The organism is Phycisphaerae bacterium (genome assembly GCA_018003015.1).
Lineage (GTDB): Bacteria > Planctomycetota > Phycisphaerae > UBA1845 > PWPN01 > JAGNEZ01.
The window spans coordinates 38,124-59,241 of record JAGNEZ010000036.1 but is presented as its reverse complement, the minus strand read 5'-3'; the positions used below and the strand labels follow the sequence as shown (position 1 = coordinate 59,241).

The 21,118-nt window shown below is 64.6% G+C and carries 13 protein-coding genes; 8 read left to right on the top strand and 5 right to left on the bottom strand.

Annotation, left to right across the window (positions count from 1 at the left end; all coding sequences use genetic code 11):
* Positions 1 to 37 precede the first annotated feature (37 nt).
* The gene (gene polA / locus KA354_15835; protein MBP7936112.1) at positions 38 to 2,911 is read right to left on the bottom strand and encodes a DNA polymerase I; all 2,874 of its coding nucleotides are present in this window, start codon (positions 2,909 to 2,911) and stop codon (positions 38 to 40) included.
* A gap of 110 nt (positions 2,912 to 3,021) precedes the next feature.
* Here polA and KA354_15830 point away from each other — a divergent pair, with 110 nt between their 5' ends.
* The 3 genes from KA354_15830 to KA354_15820 all read left to right on the top strand — a co-directional run bounded on the left by KA354_15830 (position 3,022) and on the right by KA354_15820 (position 6,411).
* Entirely contained in the window at positions 3,022 to 3,333 is a 312-nt protein-coding gene (locus KA354_15830) for a YhbY family RNA-binding protein (protein ID MBP7936111.1), read from the top strand.
* Between the two features lie 189 nt (positions 3,334 to 3,522).
* The gene (locus tag KA354_15825; protein MBP7936110.1) at positions 3,523 to 5,670 is read left to right on the top strand and encodes a tetratricopeptide repeat protein; all 2,148 of its coding nucleotides are present in this window, start codon (positions 3,523 to 3,525) and stop codon (positions 5,668 to 5,670) included.
* Positions 5,671 to 5,673: 3 nt separating this feature from the next.
* Positions 5,674 to 6,411, top strand: a complete 738-nt coding sequence (locus KA354_15820; GenBank protein MBP7936109.1) for a hypothetical protein — start codon at positions 5,674 to 5,676, stop codon at positions 6,409 to 6,411.
* Here the strand turns inward: KA354_15820 and KA354_15815 are convergent.
* Positions 6,374 to 6,787 (bottom strand): hypothetical protein, encoded by a 414-nt coding sequence (locus KA354_15815; protein MBP7936108.1) that lies wholly within the window; start codon positions 6,785 to 6,787, stop codon positions 6,374 to 6,376. The genes KA354_15820 and KA354_15815 overlap by 38 nt on opposite strands.
* 101 nt (positions 6,788 to 6,888) lie before the next feature.
* Here KA354_15815 and KA354_15810 point away from each other — a divergent pair, with 101 nt between their 5' ends.
* From KA354_15810 to trpB, 3 genes are all read left to right on the top strand, one after another.
* The gene (locus KA354_15810) at positions 6,889 to 7,641 is read left to right on the top strand and encodes a tetratricopeptide repeat protein (protein MBP7936107.1); all 753 of its coding nucleotides are present in this window, start codon (positions 6,889 to 6,891) and stop codon (positions 7,639 to 7,641) included.
* Between the two features lie 203 nt (positions 7,642 to 7,844).
* Positions 7,845 to 8,819: an ROK family protein gene (locus KA354_15805; protein ID MBP7936106.1), complete on the top strand. Its 975-nt coding sequence runs from the start codon at positions 7,845 to 7,847 to the stop codon at positions 8,817 to 8,819.
* A 277-nt stretch (positions 8,820 to 9,096) separates the two neighbouring features.
* Positions 9,097 to 10,317 carry a tryptophan synthase subunit beta gene (trpB, locus tag KA354_15800; protein MBP7936105.1) on the top strand — a complete coding sequence of 407 codons (1,221 nt, stop codon included), beginning with the start codon at positions 9,097 to 9,099 and terminating at the stop codon, positions 10,315 to 10,317.
* A gap of 158 nt (positions 10,318 to 10,475) precedes the next feature.
* Here the strand turns inward: trpB and KA354_15795 are convergent, their stop codons facing one another.
* Entirely contained in the window at positions 10,476 to 15,050 is a 4,575-nt protein-coding gene (locus KA354_15795; protein MBP7936104.1) for a VWA domain-containing protein, read from the bottom strand.
* Positions 15,047 to 15,610 (bottom strand): sigma-70 family RNA polymerase sigma factor, encoded by a 564-nt coding sequence (locus KA354_15790; protein ID MBP7936103.1) that lies wholly within the window; start codon positions 15,608 to 15,610, stop codon positions 15,047 to 15,049. Before KA354_15790 ends, KA354_15795 begins: the two co-directional genes overlap by 4 nt.
* A gap of 290 nt (positions 15,611 to 15,900) precedes the next feature.
* Here KA354_15790 and KA354_15785 point away from each other — a divergent pair, with 290 nt between their 5' ends.
* Together KA354_15785 and KA354_15780 are read left to right on the top strand one after the other, a co-directional pair.
* Entirely contained in the window at positions 15,901 to 17,673 is a 1,773-nt protein-coding gene (locus tag KA354_15785) for a hypothetical protein (protein ID MBP7936102.1), read from the top strand.
* A gap of 130 nt (positions 17,674 to 17,803) precedes the next feature.
* Positions 17,804 to 19,114, top strand: coding sequence for a hypothetical protein (locus KA354_15780; GenBank protein MBP7936101.1), 1,311 nt, complete (start codon positions 17,804 to 17,806; stop codon positions 19,112 to 19,114).
* Positions 19,115 to 19,132: 18 nt separating this feature from the next.
* Here the strand turns inward: KA354_15780 and KA354_15775 are convergent, their stop codons facing one another.
* Positions 19,133 to 21,100: a DUF1080 domain-containing protein gene (locus KA354_15775; protein ID MBP7936100.1), complete on the bottom strand. Its 1,968-nt coding sequence runs from the start codon at positions 21,098 to 21,100 to the stop codon at positions 19,133 to 19,135.
* Positions 21,101 to 21,118 lie beyond the last annotated feature (18 nt).

The following is a 21,118-nucleotide window of genomic DNA, read 5'->3' as shown; positions in this document are numbered from 1 at the left end:
CATCGTTCGCCTTGATGCCTGCGTGGCACTCGGCGGATCACTTCCCCTCGAACCAGTTGTCCCCCCAGGCGAGATCGACCTTGACCGGCACGCGCAGCGGCAGGGCGTTGCACATCTCCTGGCGGATGAACTCGGCCTCGGTCTCGACCGCGCTGCGGGGCGCATCGAAGACGAGTTCGTCGTGAACCTGGATGAGCATTCGCGTCGGGCGGTTGCCTTCGCGGATCTTGCGGTGGATGTTGATCATCGCCTGCTTGATGAGGTCGGCGGCGCTGCCCTGAATGATGGTGTTGATCGCGAACCGCTCGGCGGCCGATCGCAGTCCGGTGTTGCGCGAGTTGATGTTCTCGATCGCCCGGCGACGGCCCAGAATGGTCCGCACGTGGCCGGCCCGGCGGGCTTCGGCCACCGCCTGGTCGATGAACTGCCGCAGGCCGGGGTAGCGGGCGAAGTACTTGTCGATGAACGTCTGGGCTTCGCCCACGGCCATGCCCGTGGTCCGCGAGAGCCCGAAGGCCGTCTGGCCGTAGATGATGCCGAAGTTGACCGCCTTGGCCCGGCCGCGCTGCTCGCGGGTGACCTGGTCGATGGGCACACCGAAGACCTGGGCGGCCACGAACTGGTGAATGTCGCGGTCCTCGACGAACGCCTGCATGAGAGCGGCGTCCTGACAGAAGTGGGCCATGACCCGCAGCTCGATCTGCGAGTAGTCGGCGGTCAGGAGCACGTAGGTCTTGCTGCTGGGCACGAAGGCCCGGCGGATCTGCCGGCCGATCTCGGTGCGGATGGGAATATTCTGGAGGTTCGGATCGCTGGACGACAGGCGCCCGGTGACGGCCACGGTCTGGTTGAAGCTCGCGTGGACCCGGCCGGTGTCCGGGCAGACCATTTCCGGCAGGGTGTCGATGTAGGTGCCCTTGAGCTTGACCAGCTCGCGGTATTCCTTGACCAGCTTGGGCACGGGGTGGTCGGTCTGCCAGGCGAGGGTTTCCAGCGTCTCGGCGTCGGTGCTCTGCCCGGTCTTGGTCTTCTTGATTGACGGCAGCTTGAGCTCGTCGAAGAGAACGGCTGCGAGCTGCCTCGTTGAGTCGATGTTGAACGGATGCCCGGCCGCCTCGTGGATCTGGCGGGTCAGGTCGTCCAGACGGCCGGCCAGCTCGCCGCTCATCCTCCTGAGGAATGGGGTGTCGAGCTTGACGCCCTCGGCTTCCATGGCTGCCAGGACCTCGACGAGCGGCATTTCCGTGTCGTGGAAGAGGCTGTCGACATCGCTGCCGGCCATCTGGGTGGAGAAGACCTTGTACAGCGACCAGGTGACGTCGGCGTCCTCGGCGGAATACTCGCAGGCCCGGTCGGTGGGCACCTGGTCGAAGGTGATCTGATCCTTGCCCTTACCGATGAGGTCGCTGATCGGGATGGGTTCGAAGCCGAGGAGTTCGCGGGCCAGGGCGTCCATGCCGTGCGAGCGGCGGGACGAGTCGAGCACGAAGCTGGCGACCATGGTGTCAAACTCGACGCCGTTGACCGGCACGCCGTGGCGGCTCATGACCACGAGGTCGTACTTGATGTTCTGCCCGATCTTGCCCACCTTGGGGTCAGCCATGATTGGCCGGAGGGCTTCGAGGGTCGATTTCAGGGGCAGGGTCCGGCCCACGCCTCGGACCGGCAGGTAGTATCCCGTATCGCGCTTCCAGGAGAAGCTCAGGCCGACCAGTTTCGCCCAAGCGGGGTTGATGTGGGTAGTTTCGGTGTCAAAGGCGAAGCGAGGCTGTTTCCGCAACTCGGCGAGGAAGGTCGTGAGTGATTCGGGGGTGTCGATCAGGAGGTACTCGCGCTCGGGGCGAGCGGCGAAGAGTTGCCCCGGACCGGGTGCAGCGGGTGCCGGCCCGGATGGCGGCAGTTCGTGGGCGGCGTGAACCGGGCTCAGGCCCGAGAAGAGGTCGTGCTGCGGACCGAAGGGCTGGCCCTGACCGCTCTGAGTCGGGCGGTTGGCGGCCTGAGGCGTGCTCGGCGGGGGAGTTGACTTGGCCCCGGCATCCGAGGCACTGCCGACGAGATCCGCGAACTGATCCGCCAGGCGCCGGAAGCCCAGTTCCACGAAGACGGGGTGCAGGGCCGCGGCGTTCAACCCGGTCCACCGGCAGGCTTCGAGGTTGAACTCGAAGGGGACGTCCTGGCGGAGGGTGACCAGCTGCCGGGTTCGTTCGAGATGCTCGGCGAAGGCCTGCACGTTTTGGCGCATGGCGGGGGTGAGTTCGGCCGCATGTTCGATCACGACTGCGGCGGAGCCGAAACGGGCGATGAGGTCGGCGGCCTTTTTGGGGCCGACCCCCTTGACGCCGGGCACGTTGTCGGTCGAATCACCGGTCAGGGTCTGAATCTCGACGGCCTTATCCGGCCCATAGCCTTTGGCCCTGCGGAGGTCTTCTGGCCCGAGGAACTCGTTCTTTCCCGGATCGAAGAGACAGACGCGATCGGAGAGCAACTGGTCGAGATCCTTGTCCTTGCTGACCAGGCAGATCTGAAGGTCGTGCTGGTCGGCCAGTCTTCGACAGAGTGTGGCCATCACGTCGTCGGCCTCGAAGGTCGGGATGCTGATGATCGGGATGGCCTGGGAGGCAACGATCTGGAGGATTCGCTGGATTTGGGGGGCGAGGTCCTCTGGGGGCGGTTCGCGGTTGGCCTTGTATTGGGGATCGATTCCGCGGCGGAAGACGGCGGCGTCGGGGCTGTCCATGGCCATGGCCAGGTAGTCTGGTTTCTGCTCGCGGATGAGTTGGAGGAGCATCTGGGTAAAGACGAAGGTGGCCCGGGTTGGCTCGCCCCGGGGTGAACTGAGGTGCTGGAAAGGCGCGTAGTAGGAGCGGAAGATCTGACCGAGGCCGTCGATGATGAAGAAGCGTCTGGCCATTTCGCCCACCCGCCGGAATCTGTTGCTGAGCGGAACCGGTCTCAACTGTAAGAAGGCGGGGAGGGGTGTCAAGATTGTGATCACGAGCCGTGGGCGGTAAGGTGGCGGGCATGAATCGACCCGCCGCGGGACGTGAGCCGGGGCCCATCCCGGAGCCTGCCAAGCGAAAGGCGTTGAGCGCCCGGGGCAATGCCCTGAAGGCCAAGTTGGCCCTCGGGCACCAGGGGCTGAGCGAGGCCTTTGTGGTCCAGGTTCGAGTCGCCTTCACCCACACGGATTTACTCAAGATACGGCTGGCGGCCGAGGGTTTAAAGGAGACGAAGGATCTCGCCGCGGAGCTGGCCCGACGGGTTCCCTGTCATCTTCTGCAATGTACCGGGCGTGTGGCCCTACTCTACCTGCCTCTACCCAAGGGATGCTGATGAGCGACGAGAGACGAGTCCCGTGGCATGCGAGCTCAAGCCCGGCCCGGTTTGCCAGGCGAGCCGCGAGGGCTGGGCCGGCGGTCCTCGTGCAAGGGGGTCAATGCGGTGAAGCGTAGGGTGCTTCCTGCCGTGGTCGCGGTTGGGCTTGCGATGAGCCCGTGCACCCTGTTCGGGGGGGAGCCGCCGATGTCCCAACCGGCGGGGCTGGGTGTTTACGCGAGCTACGGCGGCTCGGCGAGTTGCGCGGAGTGCCACCAGCAGGCGTACGATGACTGGAAGCGTTCGCACCATGCCAAGGCTCAGCGGCCGATCGTGCCGGCATTGGACGGGGAGGCGTTCGAACCTCTGCAGATCATCGTCCACGGTTCGCAGCTATCGGTGGCCCAGACGGAGGGTGGCCGGTTCTCGATTGTGACCACCGGATTAGACGGCACGCAGCAGGCATTCGAACCGATTGGGGCGATCGGCGTGGATCCGCTCTGGCAGTATCTCATTCCGGCGCCGGGTGGACGGCTGCAGGTCACGGAACTGGCGTTCGAGCCGGCTCGCAAGGAGTGGTTCAACGTTTACGGGAGCGAGGACCGCAAGGCCGGCGAGTGGGGTCACTGGACGGGTCGGGGGATGAACTGGAACTCGATGTGTGCGGCCTGCCACACCACGGGTTTCCGCAAGGACTATGATCCGGCCAAGGACGGGTACCGTTCGACCTACGTGGAGCAAGGCGTCGGTTGCGAGCAGTGTCATGGTCCGATGCGGGCTCACAACGAATGGCAGCGGGCCCACAAGGACCAGAAGGGCGACCCGACGATCAAGCCGATGGATCGTCAGAAGTATTTATCGGTATGCGGTTCTTGCCATGCCCGGCGCGCGGATCTGACCGGGGGGTTCATGGCGGGCGACGAGTTTTCCGACCACTATGAGCTGATGGTGCCGGATCCGACCGACCTGTATTACCCGGACGGCCAGGTGCGTGACGAGGATTTCGAGTTTGCGGCTTTCAGTCTCAGTTACATGCAGCAATGGGGGGTGCGTTGCACGGACTGTCACCAGTGGCACATCGGCAAGCCCACGCGGCGTGACAATCGCCTCTGCCTGCGTTGTCACGAGAACGGCATTACCACGAGGATTCCGATCGACGAGGTCAAGCACAGTCTCCATCCGCGGGACAAGGGCGGTTTCTTGTGCGTGGACTGCCACATGCCGGTGACGCCGTTCATGCAGCGGCATCCGCGACATGATCACGGCATGACCGTGCCCGACCCGGAACTGACGCGTGACTACGGCATCCCGAACGCCTGCACCCGCTGCCACGCGGACAAGGGGCTGCAGTGGTCGATCGATTATGTGCGGCAGTGGTACGGCCCGCGCATGAACCGCCCGACCGCCGTGCGCTCGCGGCTGCTGTCCCGGCTCAAGCAGAGCGATGCGAGCGCCATCCCCGATGTGGTCAGGCTGCTCCAGGAGGAGACGAACCCCACGTGGCGGGCCGTCTATGCCCGGTTTCTGGCCCCCTTCGCCCTGGAGGCGCGTGATCCCGGTGCTCGGCGGGTGCCGGTCGAGTCACTGATCCGCCTGCTGGACGATCCCGCCCCGCTGCCGCAGGCCGTGGCGATCGAATCGCTGGAGCCCTACGCCGAGTCGATCGCCGCGTCGTTGGCCGCCAAGTTGCAGAGTCCCAGCCGGCTGGTGCGTCTGAAGGCCGCCTGGGCGTTGCGGACACGGCTCGATCTCAACTCGACTGCGGGGAAGGACCTGATGGGCTTGTTGGCGGCCAACCAGGACCAGCCGACTGGGGCGTTACATCAGGCCGCGCTGTTGATGGATCGCGGCCAGACCCAGGAGGCCTTACCGTGGTATGAGAAGGCGATCGCATGGGATCCGGCCGCCGCCGCGGTGCGGTACGGACTGGCCATTGCTCTCCAGAGCCTTGGCCGATCCGAGGAGGCGATCATGCAGCTCCGGAAGGCTGCGGAGATTGAGCCCGGCCAGTCAGCCTATCCTTATGCCCTGGGGCTGCTGTATGCCGAGCTGGGTCGGATCGCGGACGCCCGCGATTCGATCCGTGTGGCCATTGGCAAGGATCGCGGCCAGGGCCGGTACTGGTACAATCTTGGCTTGGCGGAGTCGCAGCTCGGTGAGCCGGGGGCGGCCATTGAGGCCATTCGGCAAGCCGAGCAGCTCGAGCCCGATGTGGCCGATTACCCCTTCGCCCGGGCGACGATTCACCTGCAGCTGGGTCAGAGATCGGATGCGGAGGAGGCGTTACAGAGAGCGTTGAGCATCGACCCGAACCATCCGGGCGTCCGAGCGGCCGTCAGTGGAGGAAACCCTTAGGCCATGAGTGTGTCGCGGGGTGTGCCGCAGCGTCGGCGTTGGGCGGTCTGGTCGAAGCGACTGGGCCTTGCTGCCGCTCTGCTGCTGGTTGTGGTCGCCATTACGGGTTGGCTGCTTTTCCAGCACATTCCGGCGTGGTACCGCCCGATTGAGATCTCGCCCGAGGCGGCCGTGGCGGTGAGGACTGAGTTCGCGAACATGATTGACGGGGTGGGTGGCGGGCTGAACAAGGCCCAAGGCGAATTCGAGTGTCGCTTCACGCAGGAGCAGCTCAACACCTGGGTGGCAGGGCGCGAGGCCATTGACCCGATGACCCGCAAATGGCTTCCTTCCGGGCTGCGTGATCCGATGGTGGTGATTGAGCCTGATGGTGCTCGTCTGGCGGTAGCCGCCCGCAGCGGCGGGGTGGAGACGGTGCTGAGCCTCAAGGTGCAGGCTCATGTCGAGGAGAAGGGCATCCGGGTATGGCTCACGGACGTCACTTGCGGTTCACTGCCTGTGCCACGAGTTCTGATCGAGGATCAACTGGGCAGGATTGACGCTGCTTTGCGGAGCAGGGGAGGCCGCGGGCAAGTCGAGTGGCCGATTCCTTCGCTCACGGGTCTGTTTGAGGGGATCCTACTGCCCAACGAGTGGGACTGGCCCAATGTTCAGCGGCGGTTTCGCATTGCGGAGGTCAGGGCAGAGCCGGGGATCCTGATTCTCACGTTGGAGCCGTTGGGCTCTCGCCGGAGTCGCTGACAGGGCTTGCCCGTCGGACATACCCTTTTCCAGTCGCGATGGGGAGATCGAAGAGCCCGTTCAGTCGGTTTCCCGTCAGTCTTACCCGCCAGACATCGGTGGATTCGTGGCAGACCTCATATTCTCCGGCGTCCTCTCGAGTGACTTCGCCTCGCCCCCCCGAGACCGGGCCTTCGTAGGTGAGATAGGCCAGGCGATGATCGGCGATGCGTTCGGCTGGCAGTTGATCGGTTGGACCGGCCGACGCCAGTGATGAAGGATGGGTCAAGAGTCGCCAAGTCGCCAAGTGGTTGCCTTTTTCCAGCATCAGATCCCAGTGACGGTTGTCCGATATTACATGGCGTAGCAGTACGAAGCGTTGTGTTGGCTTGATCATCGACGGTATTATAGCCCCCGGATCGATTGAACCCGACCCCGCTCGGGCCTATGATGTTGCGGACAGGGATGTGTCAAGCCATGGTCAGGGAGGCTGCGGCTATGCGTAACACGGTCGTCCAAACGAAGATGGGTCTGGGGTTTGCCGCGCTGGTATTTCTGGGGTCTGTGGTCGGGTTTTTGACGGGTTGCGCGCCCGACCTGAAGGACCTTCGCGAAGCGGGCATTGAGCAGTTCCGCAACCAGCAGTATGTGGAATCGACGGCCACGCTGCGTGAGGCCCTGGAGATCAAGCGCACGGATCCTCAGACGAACTACTACATGGGGCTCAATTATCGGGCCATGGCTGCACGCAAGTTCCGGGACGGCGACGTTGCCTCGGCGTGTCGGGAACTCGACACGTCGGTGCTGTACTTTTCGGAAGCGGTGAAGAGCTGGCCGAACTACCTGGCCGCTATCGACGCCAAGACCGAGGCTCTTGAGGCCCGCGGAAAGTATGATCAGGCACTGACGGTGGCCAAGGATGTGGCCGACACGAACCGCGGGCACTGGGAGCACTATGTCGTCTTAGGCAATCAGTATCGAGACCGGGGGGAGTATGATGAGGCTTTGCGGGTCTACAAGCTTGCCCTGACGACGAACCCCCGTGCGGCCCGGGCGTACAGCGAGCTGGGCCGGCTGTATATCAGGACCGGCGATCGAGCCATGGCGTTTGACTCGCTGCGTAAGGCGCACGAGTTGAACCACAACGAGCCAGGTGTGGCTTCTCAACTGGCCATGCTTGAGGTTGATGAAGGCGTACGAACCGTTGCCGGGGAGAGTGTTCCACCCCGAGGTGGAGCGCCGCGGCCATAGAGCCCGGGTGGACGGTTGCCTCGCCTGGAAATGTAGCGGTGCCGTTCTCTTGGGGCGGCAAGTGCATCTCGGCGTTCGAGCGATTCCGATTGCTCGAACGCCGTCTCGTTTGCGGTCCGGTCGATGGTGGAGAGGACTGGCTTGGGGGAGTTGCCCGGAGTTGACGATCCGGTGATGATGACCCTGCGGATGGAGGACGTGTGGTGACGGGTGGGCGGTGTGCGATCGGCGTGGATCTAGGCGGTCAGAGTGTCAAGCTGGCCACGGTGGAGGACACCGGTACGGTTCGCCTTCGACGGCAGATCCCGATCGAGGCGACTTGGCCGGTGGAGCGTATCACGGACCTGATCGCGGGTGCGGTGGAGCAGATGATCGGGCAGGCTTGTCGTCAAGGGCATGCCCCCTCGGCGGTGGGGATGGTCATGCCGGGGTACATGGACCGAGACCGCACCGCGCTTGTTTTTGCCACGAACCTTCCGACGTTGAACCAGTGTGGTTTCCTGGCCAGGCTCCGGCATGGGCTCTCGCTGCCGGTGGTTTTCGATGCGGACTGCAATGCGGCGGCGGTGGGCGAGTCGCGATTCGGAGCGGGCCGTGGCGTCGATCGTCTGATTGTCGCCACGATCGGGACGGGAATCGGCGCGGGCGTCATCCTTGGAGGCGAGGTTCTTCGGGTATGGCACCACATCGCTGGCAGCCTGGGTCACGTGATCGTGAACGCCCGAGGTCCGGCGTGCAAGTGCGGCGCTCGCGGCTGTGTGGAATCGCTGGCGGCGGGTCCGGCCTTAGAACGGCGGGCGGCGGAGCTGGCCGATGCTCAGCCGACGTCACGGCTGGCGGCGATGAAAGCGGAGTATGGTCAGCTGACCGGCGTGGAGATCGGGACGGCCTTGGCCGAAGGTGACGCCGTGGCCGAGCAGGCGATCGATGAATGCGGCTGGTGGTTGGGGGCAGGCATTGCCTCCTGGTCGGTGATCTACCGGCCTGACAAGGTCCTGATCGGCGGAGGTGTTTCGGCGCTGGGGGAGACCTATCTTCAGGCGGTACGACGTGGCCTAGCGGAGGTCGGGCAGCCGAACGCGACCGGGCACGTTCTGATTGATGCGGCAGCGTTGGGTCCGGATGCTGGTCTGATCGGCGCGGCGGCCATGGTGATGACCGGCGAAGTGACGACATGAGCGAGCGGCGGTGGCGGCCGAGGCGTTGGCCCCCCTTTTCCAGTCGGTCCTGGGGATGGTGACCGATCTGGTAGCGATGGTGGGTGGTGGTGGCGAGCGGGTCCCGGATCGGGGCGTTTCCCCTGAGATGGAAAGCCCTCGCGCCAGGCGGCGTGATGCAGATTTCTCACCCGATTCCTCGGCGGCGTCTCGCCGATGCCGGCTCTGCTGGTTCGGGCTCTGAAGTCTGGAGCTGGGTCATCTGACCTTCACTCCGGTTCCGGCTATAATCTGGGCCATGAGTACAGCATCCGCGAGTCACGTTTTCTCCGCCCCGGATGAGCATGGTCGTTTCGGCCTGTTCGGCGGCCAGTACGTGCCCGAAACGCTGATGGCGGCCATTCACCAGCTCGAACGGGAGTACGACAAGGCGAAGCAGGACCCGGCGTTCTGGGCCGAGTTGCGGGGGTACCTGAAGGACTACGTGGGGCGGCCGAGCCCCTTGTACTTTGCCCGGCGGCTGAGCGAGAAGCTGGGCGGGGCCCGGATCTTCTTCAAGCGCGAGGACCTGAACCACACCGGCTCGCACAAGATCAACAACACGCTCGGGCAGGCTCTTCTGGCCATGCGGATGGGCAAGAAGCGGGTGATTGCCGAGACGGGGGCGGGGCAGCATGGGGTGGCGACGGCCACGGCGGCGGCGGTCTTTGGGCTCGACTGCGTGGTTTACATGGGATCGGAGGACGTCCGCCGCCAGAAGCTCAACGTGTTCCGTATGGAGCTTCTGGGCACGCGGGTGGTGGCGGTCGAAAGCGGTCAGAAGACGCTGAAGGATGCGATCAACGAGGCGATGCGCGACTGGATGGGCAGCGTCGAGAGTACCCACTACATCATTGGCAGCGTGATGGGCCCGCACCCGTTCCCGATGATCGTCTGCGATCTGCAGTCGGTGGAGGGCTGTGAGTTGCGTGAGCAGTTTCTGGCCGCGGAGGGGCGATTGCCGGACATGGTGGTGGCCTGCGTGGGTGGAGGAAGCAATGCGGCTGGCGTCTTCGGTCCGCTGGTGTCCGACAAATCGGTCGAGCTGGTTGGTGTCGAGGCGGCTGGTGAAGGGCTTGATGGGAATCGGCACGCCGCGACCCTGGCCAAGGGCTCGCCCGGGGTAATCCACGGCATGTTTACCTACGTGCTCCAGGACGCGGACGGTCAGACCTCGCCGGTTCACTCGGTCTCGGCCGGGCTGGACTACCCCGGCGTGGGGCCGCTCCATTCGGCATGGAGGGACAGCGGTCGCGTGATGTACGTCGGTGCCACTGATGCCGAGGCTCTGGCGGCTTTCACGCTGCTGTCCCAGACGGAGGGGTTGATCCCCGCTCTGGAGAGCGCCCACGCGGTGGCCCACGTGGTCAAAGTGGCGCCCAAGCGGCCCAAGGACTACACCATCGTGGTCAACCTTTCCGGCCGGGGTGACAAGGATTGCGTGGAGGTCGCCCGGTTGCTGGGCAAGCGGATCGGGTAGGTAGGGCAGTTGACCGGAGCGAGGAAGTCGCAGGGCCGGCCTGTTCCGTCAGACCGGCCCTGTTACTTCTGGAGGAGAAAGGTATTCCGCGAGCTCGCCCGAGAGCGGGGTCCACGGCACGGTACCCCTATGGGTAGGGGGTTCGCGCCGCGTTGACGCTACCGCTTGTCCGGATCGATCTTGCGGACGACGTCGAGGGATGCGACGTTCTCCAGCTTATCGGGTGCGATGCGGCCGACGGCCAGCTTGGCTCGTTCGGCCACCGCTTCGACCCGGAAACCGGCCTGCTTGAGGGCGGCCAGAGTATTCGGTTGTGTATCTGTCGCCAGCACGGTGACGATCAGGTCCGCGTTGGCATCAGATATACGCGTGTCGGCTGGTTTAGTTTCCGGGGTCTTGACGATTTTTTGGAGCTCCGGGTGCAGTCGTCGGATGATCTTTGCACGGCGGACGGCGGCCTCGATGGGCTTAAGGGCTTCATTGGCCAGGGCAGCGATCTGCCGGTCTCGCTCGGCCGGTGCCAAGGAGGGGCTGGCCAGGACCTTGGCCATCTGGACGGCGGGGGGGAAATCGGGGGCGAGGGTGGCCAGGGCGTTGGCCAGCTTCTGGGCCTGGTCGATCCGCCTTTCTTTCACCAGGGCGGCGACCAGCAAGGCCAGTCGTTCGCGGAGTAGGGTCTGCGTGGCCCAGGCTCGGCCCTGATCGGTGCCCAGGGTGTCGAGAAGGGCGACCATCTCAGTCGTCTCGGCTGGTTCGGCCGGTTGGGTGGTCGGCGGGCGGGCGGGGGCGGAAATGGCCGCTTGAGCGGGTTGCGTGCCCGGCTGACTCGCCGCGGGGGCTTTGACGTCCAGTGTCGCGAGCATTCGCTTGGCCAGGTCCCTCTCCTTGTCGGTACCGTTCAGCACCAACATGTCAGTCTGGTCATCAGCCGTCACTTTCAGCGAATCAGGTGCACCTCTCACGAAGTGCTTTCCAGAGCTCAGTACCTCCCTGATCATAGATGCCACCTCCGAGGCTTTGCCCTTTCGGAGTTGGACTATTTCGATCTGCCTGGCGGCCTCGCCAGCAGTGGCCGTTGACCCCAGCCGCGAACCTGCTTCGATGAGGGCTTCGTTGACTTGTCCTCTCTGGGCGGTTGCGGATTTGACGTTCAGATCATGTCGGGTAGAGAACGGCGTCAGGGGCGTAGACGGCTGAAACTGGAGGCCGACGGTTTGCTCGTTGGTCAGTTGCCCTGGTACTAGACCGTAGAAGTCATACACACTCGTGTTACCGTACCGGGCCTGGAAGCCGTAGCTGACCGAGGCTCCATCACCGTCTACGTCGTAGCGGTCCCATGCGTGGTTCGAGGGATAGTAGGAGAAGTACCCGCGGGCCCCAACGTCGGGCCGGCCATCTAGGAGAAGGCCGGGAAAGGCTGATGCATCCGCCCATTCCGTGTTCTGACCGTACAAGGACTCTTGAGACAGGTGTTCCGAGCGCAATCCCCATGTGAAGTCATTGCCGAGCGTTTCCTGCTCGATTCCCCTGACCGTGCCTTCTGGCTTCTTCGCAAGTGTGTTCAGCGTCGAGACTTGCTCTTGCCGCTCAAGGTCACCCGATGCGCTGAAAGGCGTGAACGCCGGTTTGTCGGACTGTCTACCCGCAGCCTGGCCGGCCTGCATTGCGGTCACCTTGGCGGCGAAGCGGATTTCGCGCAGGCAGTCCTTGGACAACGTATCCGCACTGGCCGTACCTTGAACGCAGGGGCCGAAGATGCCTTCGTAGCTGACGCCCTGGGGCATCTCGATGGGCACGGCCACGAGCCGCGGCTGGCCGCCGATGGTAATCCGGGCCTTCTCGACCGCCACGAAGCTGGTGAACGGGGTCATCATTCCGAACCGTTCGCCGAGATCGACGATCTCGCTTTTGAGCGGCTCGGGGAACGCTCCCCGTTGCATGGCGGCCAGGTCCTGGTTCATGATCGACTCGACCCGGGCCCGGGCCCAGAGTGTTGCGATGGTGTCGTGTTCGGGCTGCGAATCGGGCAGGTCGAGTGGGAGGATTCGCTGATACGGTCCTGAGCCGCTGCGACCGCGGATGGTGAGTGTGCCCTGGCCGGGCCTGGTGTACCGGCCGTGCAGGACCAGTGGTTTGACGTCGTAGAGGTCGGGCACCTGGGTGGGGACGAGGTCGGTCACGTCGAGGTTCTCGCTGAACGCCAGCGAGACGTCCATCAACACCGGGGTCTGGATCCGCTTTGAGAATCGGGCGACGGCCTGCTCGACGGCATCGTTCTGGCCGCCCGGCTGGTTTGCGGCCTCGGAACCCGGCCTGACCTGCACGTACTCGACCTCACCCCGGCCGGCCTTGGCCATATTGTCCAGCAGGTAGCGGTTGACGCTGTTGCCGATGCCGAAGCTGAAGACACGGGTGGTGTGGGCGTTGCGGCGAATCGCGTCGATGATCTGCATGTCGTTGCCGACGTAGCCGTCGGTCATGAAGCAGCAGATGCGGACCGGGCCTTCGGTTGGTGGCCGGATCCAGTCCACCTGATCGACGATGAGCATGGCATGGCCGTGTCTGGTCTGCCATTTGCCGGTCAGCACGCTAACCTTGAGATTCCTGTCATCGCCCTTTTGGAGGCCACTCACGGGAATGTGGGTCTCGATGGCGGCCCCGTTCTTGAGGGCGAAGGAGAGGGGGCTGCGGTCGCCTTCGATCTTGTAGGGGAGGCTGAGCATCGCTCCGGGGTGCTTGCTCCAGTCGAGGCGTACGCTCACCGTGCGGCCGTCGGCTGGCAGATCGGCGAGTTGCTCAAGGGTGATCGCCTCTGCCGCAGAGCTCGCCGTCTGGATGAGGGCGGCGTTGATCGCCTTCATCATCTCGGTGCCGCCGCTGCCCTGCCTGGCGGCCAGGAACGCCTGAGCCTCATCGCGGTTGGCCTGATTGAATGGGCGGGGCTTATCCCACAGGATGCGGGTATCGCCGGAGAAGGTGATCAGGTTGAAGGTATCCCGCGGGCGGAGGGTATCGATGGCCTTACTCATGACCTCCTTGGCCTTCTCGATGGGGAAGCCGCTCATGGAGCCGGAGGAGTCGAGCACGAAGATGAGTTCGCGGGGTACGGCCTGTTCATGGGTGACCCGATCGGGTGGCTGGACGATGAGGGTGAAGAACTTGCCGTTTTTGTCGGTATGGGTGAAGGTTGCCTCCTGGATGGTGTCGGCCGTCTGGTGCCAGTTGAGGATGAAGTCGCGGTTGGGGATTTCGTCGGCCTTCATCAGTTCGAGGCTCAGCTTGCGGGGGTTGCCGTCGTCGCGTTTGACGGTTTCGGTTCGGACGACCTCGTGGAGTTCGGACTTGGCTGAGAGGATGCCTGGTCCGCCGGTGTCGATCGTGACGCGGAGAGAGACGTCATGTCCGGCGCGCTTGTCCGGCTTGACCGGCATGGGCGTGATCTTCGCGGCATCGGGAACACGGTTGGTATTTGGCGAGAAGCCGGTGCCCGGTTCAGCGCTGGTCTGGGTGTTCACGTAGAACCACCGGCCGTTGATCTGGCCTGTGCCGTCGGTATGGAGGGTACCGCGTTCCTTGGCGCCGTTGGGATATGAAGCTTCGAAGCGGTACCAGAGGGCTGGCTCACCACCCGAGGACACCGGCGAGACGCCGGTGCCACCCTGGCCAAGCCTGGCCCACCAGGTGGCGTCTGGAACACTGATGGGGACGGCGTTTTGGAGCAGGGTGTCGAGCCTGCCGCTCTGGAGGGTACCCAAGCGGCTGGTATCACCGGCGTCGCCGATGGTGAGTGTCGCCGGGGCCATGAGGGTAATGCCGCCGCGTCGTTTCAGGCCGGGGGGGAGTTCGGCTGCCCCGAGGTCGCCGGTCGGCGTGCCGGGGACGTACCGTGGGCCGACGACCATCGGGAAATTGAATGAATACAGGCCGTCTTTGCTCTCGAGCATCTCGACGTAGCTGATATCGATGGTGACTTCGGCGCCGGGCTCGATATTGGCGACCGACTGGGTGAAGATGTTGGGGCGTTCTTGTTCAAGGAGGCTGGCGACGTAGCCCTGCTCGCGGGCGGCTTCGTACATTCGCCGGGCTCGCTGGCGTTCGTGGACTTCGCCGACGATGACGCGATCGCCGACGGTCATGGTCATGCGGTCGACGGCCGCGCGATGGCTGAGCGGGAAGGTATAGACTGCTTCGACCTTATCGGCGTAGGTGTTCTGGAACCGCTGGGTCACGCGGACGCGGCTGAAGAAAGCGCTGATAGAGACATCGACGTCGGTGTGGCGGAGGGGGCAGGGTCCCATGACCTGGCCGTCGCGGTCCAAGGCATCGAGTCGGCCGCCCTCGGGGGCGAGGATCACGTTTCTTGCATAGGTTGGTGAGGTACCTGGCGGCATGAGCAGTGGAACAAGCACGGCGGCCAGGATCAACGTTGCGGCGATCGGCGAGTAGCGGTTCAAGAGGAATCTCCTGACGAGGTAGAGGGGTGATGGAGTGGGCGCGGTGGCTCGGCGGGATGCGGGCGCAACCTGAGGCTCATGGTCGTCGAGGGAGGATGGGGTGGGGTTGGTCTGGTCCTGTTTCGCGATGGCGATCATGAGCCGGTCGCGCAGGTCGTGGGCTCGTTGGGTGTTCTGTTCATGCCAGGCGCGGAGGAGCCGGTCGAGTTCGTCGGCCGGAGGTGGGCCGGCGTTCCGCGGGTCGTCCGGTTGCGGTGACGGATCGTGTGACGTGGTCATACGGGTTGCACCTCCCGCATCAGACGGGCCAGCCGTTCGCGGGCCCTGGTCAACAGCTTGTAGAACCCGCTCCGTGAGAGGTGGAGTACCGCCGAGGCTGCCATTGGCGGATCGGGTTCCAGGTAGAACAGGTGGATGGCCAAGCGTTCTTCATCCGGGAGCCGGTCGAGGGCGGCGGTCAGCCGATCGAGTTGTTCGGCCTGTTCGGCCGCCTGGGGCGGGCTTGGCGTTTCCGGGGGTGAAGCCAGCAGGTTCATACCGACTTGCTCCTCGTGCCGGCCGCGGCGTTCGGCCGATCGCCGCCGATCCGAGCAGACCCGGCGGGCGATGGCGTAGAGCCAGGGCCGCAACCCGGCGGGGTCGCGCACCTGGCTGAGTCGGCGGTACGCCCGCAGGAAGGTTTCCTGGCATGCGTCCTCGGCCTCGGCCTGCGAACAGCCTCGCCGGCACAGTGAGAGGACGACGGCGGCATGGCGGTCGTACAATCGCGCGAACGCCTCCCGGTCACCCGCCAGCGCGGCGGTCAGGTCACTGCCGTCGTCACTCATCATGAGACTCATGGCCGCTCAGCTGTTTTTGTCTACCCGGAAAACCGCACCAGAGGCTGTTCCAGCAGACCTCGGGATGCGGGGATCCCGCTTGAACCCGCACCGGGGAGACGGCGGTACGGCGCCTGCTGAGACCGGTTTCACGTGGGTTCGATCCCAAGCTTGCAGGCCTGTCTACCGCCCCATACGATAACCCGCCGGTAGCGATGAGAGAATGCCAAACGACGCCAGACGCCTCACCTCACGGGGAACACGAGCCGAGCTCAGGGGCCGGTTCTGGGCGGGGATCATCGGGGGCGTGGGTGGGGCGTACACGGGGGCGGTGGCAGTGGTGGATCCACCCGAAGTGGCTTCATCTCTTTGACGATGTCCGCGAGCCGGACTGGTTGGGCCTTGCCGCGGATCCGCGGGCCGAGCGGGTGAAGGGCAGCGATGGGGGGCGTGAGGTTTTCCGAGTGCGGGCCGGGGAGGTGGTTCTCTATACCAAGCTCTTCCGGCCGGTCGGGCGGTGGGGGTTATTGCGGCGTCACCTTGCGGGTTCGGATGCCGCTCGGGAGCGGCGTATCACGGAGTACGCCCGCTCTCACGGAATCGGCGCGGTTGAGCCGGTCGCGACGGCCGAGGCTCCGATCCGTGGTCGTGAGGTCGACAGCATCTACATCACGCTGGGCCGCGAGGACGTCCGGCCGCTGGAGGAATGCTGGCAGGAACTGTCTTCTGCCACTACCGGTCAGCGCCGGCTCAAGAATGCGGTGATCGACGCCGTGGCCGAGCTTCTGGCCCGGGCCCATCAGAACGGCTTCGAGCATTTCGATCTCCATGCCAGTAACGTGCTCATCCGGACTCGCTGCGGGGAATACCGCGCCTTGTTTGTCGACCTGCACGACATCCGCACCGGCCAGCGGGTGAGCGATGCGGGCATTGTGCGCAACCTCGCTCAGTTGAACCAGTGGTTCAGCTGGCACGCGACGGTGACCGATCGCGTGCGGTTTCTGGACCGCTATGTGCACTGGCACAGGGAGGTCCGCGGCGCCGCGGCCTGCGGGCGTGAACTGGGTGGCGACCGCCGGGGCCTCATCGAGGCCCTGGAATGGGCGATTCGCCGTCACGCCCATGGCTTATACGCCCGGCGCGACCGGCGGTTGCTGCGGACGGGATCTTATTTTGCCCGGCTCGATCTGCCGGACGGCTGGCGGGCCCACACCTACCTGGCATGCAAGCACCCCATGCCCGGCTCGCGCGTGTCGCGCATGATCTTCACCGGGCAGCAGTGGCGGGAGTGGCTTTGTGAACCGGCCGCCTGGTTCACGCCCACGGACCGCGGCCGAGTCATCAAGGACTCGACGACGGCCATCGTCTGCCGGCAGCGTCTCGATGCCGGCGAGGGTGAGCCGCTCGAAGTGGTGTGCAAGCGATCGCGCCCGCGAAACCCGCTCAAGCTGTTGCGGTACGCCCTGTTGGGTTCGCGTCCGATGCTGACCTGGATGAAGGGCAACGCTCTCCTGCACCGGCGTATTCCCACCGCCCGCCCGCTGGCGGTGCTGGAGCGTCGTCGGTTCGGACTGGTGTTGGACAGCTTTGTGATCACCGAGTACCTGGAAGATGGCCACGATCTGGATTCGCTGCTGGTGATGGAGCTTCGGGCCTTGCCGGCCGGCCGGGAACGTCGCGTGAAGCTGTGGCTTTCGCAGGAGCTGGCCCGGCTGGTGCGGCTGATGCATGAACAGGGATTCGTCCACCGTGATTTCAAGGCTCCGAACATCATGGTCCAGTGGTCGCCGATTTCGGATGATCCGCCGCGGCTCAGTTTGGTGGACCTGGACGGTTTGCGTCAGGTTTGCCGACCGAGCGAGGCTCGGCAGCTCCGGGCCATCACCCGACTGAACGTCAGTCTGGACCACTGCCGGCGGCTCACCCGGACCGACCGGTTGCGGTTTCTCAAGCAGTACCTTCGGCGTCCAGGCCGGCCCGATCCCGAATGGAAGCCCTACTGGCAAGCGATTGCGTCGTCCTCGGGGTCGATCCGGACCGCCCTGGCCGCCCATCAGCGGAAGCTGTTCAAGAGACACGGGTGAGGGCCGGGCAAAGGCTTCGGGGAAGGGGGTTTTCGCGAGGCCAAGCGGAAAAAGAAGGAACAAACCCATGGCCTGCGCGTCTAACAGAGTATTTGGTGGAATCCCACGCGCATTTCGAAGGAGCAGGGACATGAGAACCGTGATGCCGTCTGTTGTCGCCGTTCTGGTTGCCACCGGTATTCTGGCTGCCCCGGCGAGAGCCGAGGTCAAGGAGATCGCGCACGTCAAGGTCAGCTACGAGGGGATCAGCGCCGAGTATGCGACTGCTCTCGCGGAGACGCTGGCTGCTGCGAGGCGAGTCTACGCCGACACCCTCAAGTTCGACATGCCGAACACCGTGATTCTGGAAGTCCAATGCGGGCCGGACCAGACCACCCGGCTCTACACCGACGGCGAGGATCGGCTGTTTCTTTCTCTATCTTCGCAGGACAAGTTGGCCAAGCCTTCGAAGAGTGGCGTCTTCAACCTGTACGGCATGTGCCACGAGCTGGGCCACATGGCCATGTACCGCACGCTCAAGAGTCGCGACTGGATGACCTCGGCGGCGGCGGAAGGATGGGCTCACTATGCTGGTTCGGTGGTGGTTGATCGGGTCTGGACGGCCAAGGGCGAGAAGCTCTGGCCAGACGGTTACGATTACCGGGAGGACGGCACGGCGAGGTTGAAGAAGCAGTTGGCCGGGGCCAAGCCTTCGCCGATCGACCAGAGCGCCGGGCAATGGCAGAAGCTGGAGGCGATTACTGGAGCGACCCAGTTCGCCCGGCTTTTCGCGGCCTGGGAGGCGGCCAAGGTGGACGCGGGCAAGCCTGACGCCGGCCTGCTGGCGGTTCTGGAGGAGATGCAGCCGGCGAAGAAGGATGCCATTGCCGCGTGGTGGAAAGTGGCCGGGCCGCTGTTTGTCGAGAAGGTTGCGGTCAGCAAGACCAAGGCGGAGACGATCGCCGTCTCGAAGCTGAGCGGCCAGCCCACGCTGCTCAAGCACGACGACGACAGCTGTGACGGCAAGAAGTCGATTGCCGGCGGCGGGCATGCGGTTTTGTTCAAGGCTCCGGCGGGCGGCAAGTGGTACATCCGGGCGATCTCGGTTTACGGGTCCCGCTACGGCACGCCCAAGGCGCCGCCGTCGCCGTTCGATATCGCCTTGTGTGACAAGGACTTGGCCGTTGTGGCCACCTGGCGGAAACCGATCGGCAGCTTCGCGTACGGCAACATGAGTTGGACGCGTCTCGAGGTGCCGCCGACGCGTGTCCCGATCGAGTTCCAGATCTGCCTGAACTTCAAGCCGACTGCAACCAAGGGCGTCTACGTGGGTTTTGATTCAAGCGGCCAGGGGCACTCCCAGGTGGCCACGCCCGGCAAGAAGGGCGGACCGCTCGGAGAGGGTAACTGGATGATCCGCGTGGAGTTGGATCAGGCGGAGGATGCCGATGCGCTGAGGTGAAGCCTCGGCCGCGGGCGGTTACCTGGCGGCCTCGATCGGTCGGATCTTCATGTTTCGGAACGACACGCTCCCGTGGTCGCCCTGGAGGCCGATGTAGCCGCTGCCGGCCTTGGCGAAGCGTTTCATTCCGCCGAACTTGCTCTTGGCCACGCGGGAGTTGAAGTCTTCGCTGCCCAGCACGTACTCGACGTACTTGACGCCGTTGACGTAGTGCTCGCATTTTGTCGGGCTGATGAGGATGCGGACCTGGTTCCACTGGCCAAAGGGCTTGGTGGCGTCGATGGGCTTACCGGTCTTGGGGTCGTCGGGTGGCTGATAGAGTGCATAGAGCCAGCCGCACAGTTGCGGGTCGTGGGCGTTGGCGTTGTCCTGGAGCTGGATCTCCGGTCCGGTCGCCCAGGCGGCGTCCTCCTCGTCGGTCACGTGGTAGATGATACCGCTGTTGCCGCCCTTGGAGATGTTGTACTCGAGGGTGAGCTCGAACCAGGCGAACTTGTCGGTGGTGACGATGTCGCCGGCGTTTCTGGGATCGACGCAGGCCAGCGTACCGTCCTGCACCTGCCAGCCGGGCCGGACGCCTTCGCGCTTGAAGTTGTGCCAGCCGCTGAGGCTCTCGCCGTCGAAAAGGAGTCGCCAGCCGGCCTTTTCCTCCTCGGCGGTGAGGGTATTGGGGCCAGACCTTGCCGCGGCGGGTTTAGGCTTGCCTTCTTTCAGTGTGGCCACATACAGGGCCCACAGTTCGTCCACCGTTTTGCCGGTGTATTTCTGCCAGAGACCGCTGGAGTAGCGGCCCTCGCGCATGGCCGCGTTGATCTTGACCACGAATTCGTGGTCATGACAGGCCGCCACGTACTCGAGGAAAGCCCCGGTGGTGCGGTAGCTGTCGGTGTACTTGGCCCGGTCGGGATTGGGCCGAGGCCGCTTGGAGACCGGCTCGTACTTGAACCAGCGGATGTAGTCCGCGACGCCCTCCACGAGCCAGCCCGGGTTGCGCCGGCTGCGGTATTGCTGGGCGACATGGACCAGTTCGTGCACGACCGCTCCCGCCGCCTCGCCGTCGAGATTATCCTTGAACCACCGTTCGGCGCAGGAGATGTGCGTTCCGGCCGTACCGGCGACGCCGCGCATGTCCTTGCGGAAGGCGATGTCGATACGTTTTGGAGCGACGAATCCTTCGCTGGGCAGCATCTCAACGATCTTGGGGTACCAGGCATCGAGCGTAGGCTTGAGCTTGGTGTCGATCCATTCTTTCAGGTCGGGGGTCTCGGAGGCGTCGATGACGATCTCGTACCCACCCCGCGGGGATGGTGCCGGGATCTTGTCGGAGGTGCCGACGACATCGATTTCGCTGAAGAAGGTATTGCCGAAAGTGTCGTCGGCCTCGGTGCGCGAGATGTCGAACAGCAGATAGCGGTATTTGCCGAGCGGGCCTGTGGACTCGGAGATGCTCACGCCGTACTGGCCGCCGGCTTCTCCGTCGGCTGGGCGGGTATCCACGTTTGCGATCAACTTCCAGCCAAGTGCTTCCGGCTTGTCGCCGACCCCGAGATCGGCCTTAAAGCGGTCGGCTTTGCCGTCGGCGGCGTAGAGCTTGTAGACCTGCGGGCCGCGGGGGCCGGGATGCCATGAGTAGCTGTTGACCTGCTTGACCTCGATGACGCTGCCCAGATCGGCGAGCAGCCACCCGCCCTCGGTACCGGCGTCGAAGAAGAAGTTCTCGTCCGGCTGGTCGGCTTCGCCGGGCACTACCCCGTCGTTCAGCTTGTCGACGTCGCCGCCGTTGGGATCGCGCTGGCCAAGCAGGACCTTGAATTGACCGGCAGTCCCGGCATCCGTCCTGGATGGAGCCGGCACGCCGGAGAACTTGAACTGGCCGGTTGCGTTGTCCTGGTTGCGATCTGTCAGGATCTTGACCTCGGCTCGGGCAGTCCCTCCCGCGAGCAGGACCAGCACACCCACCACTGTCCACGCACTTGGCTTACGCATCGGTACCTTCCTCTGACA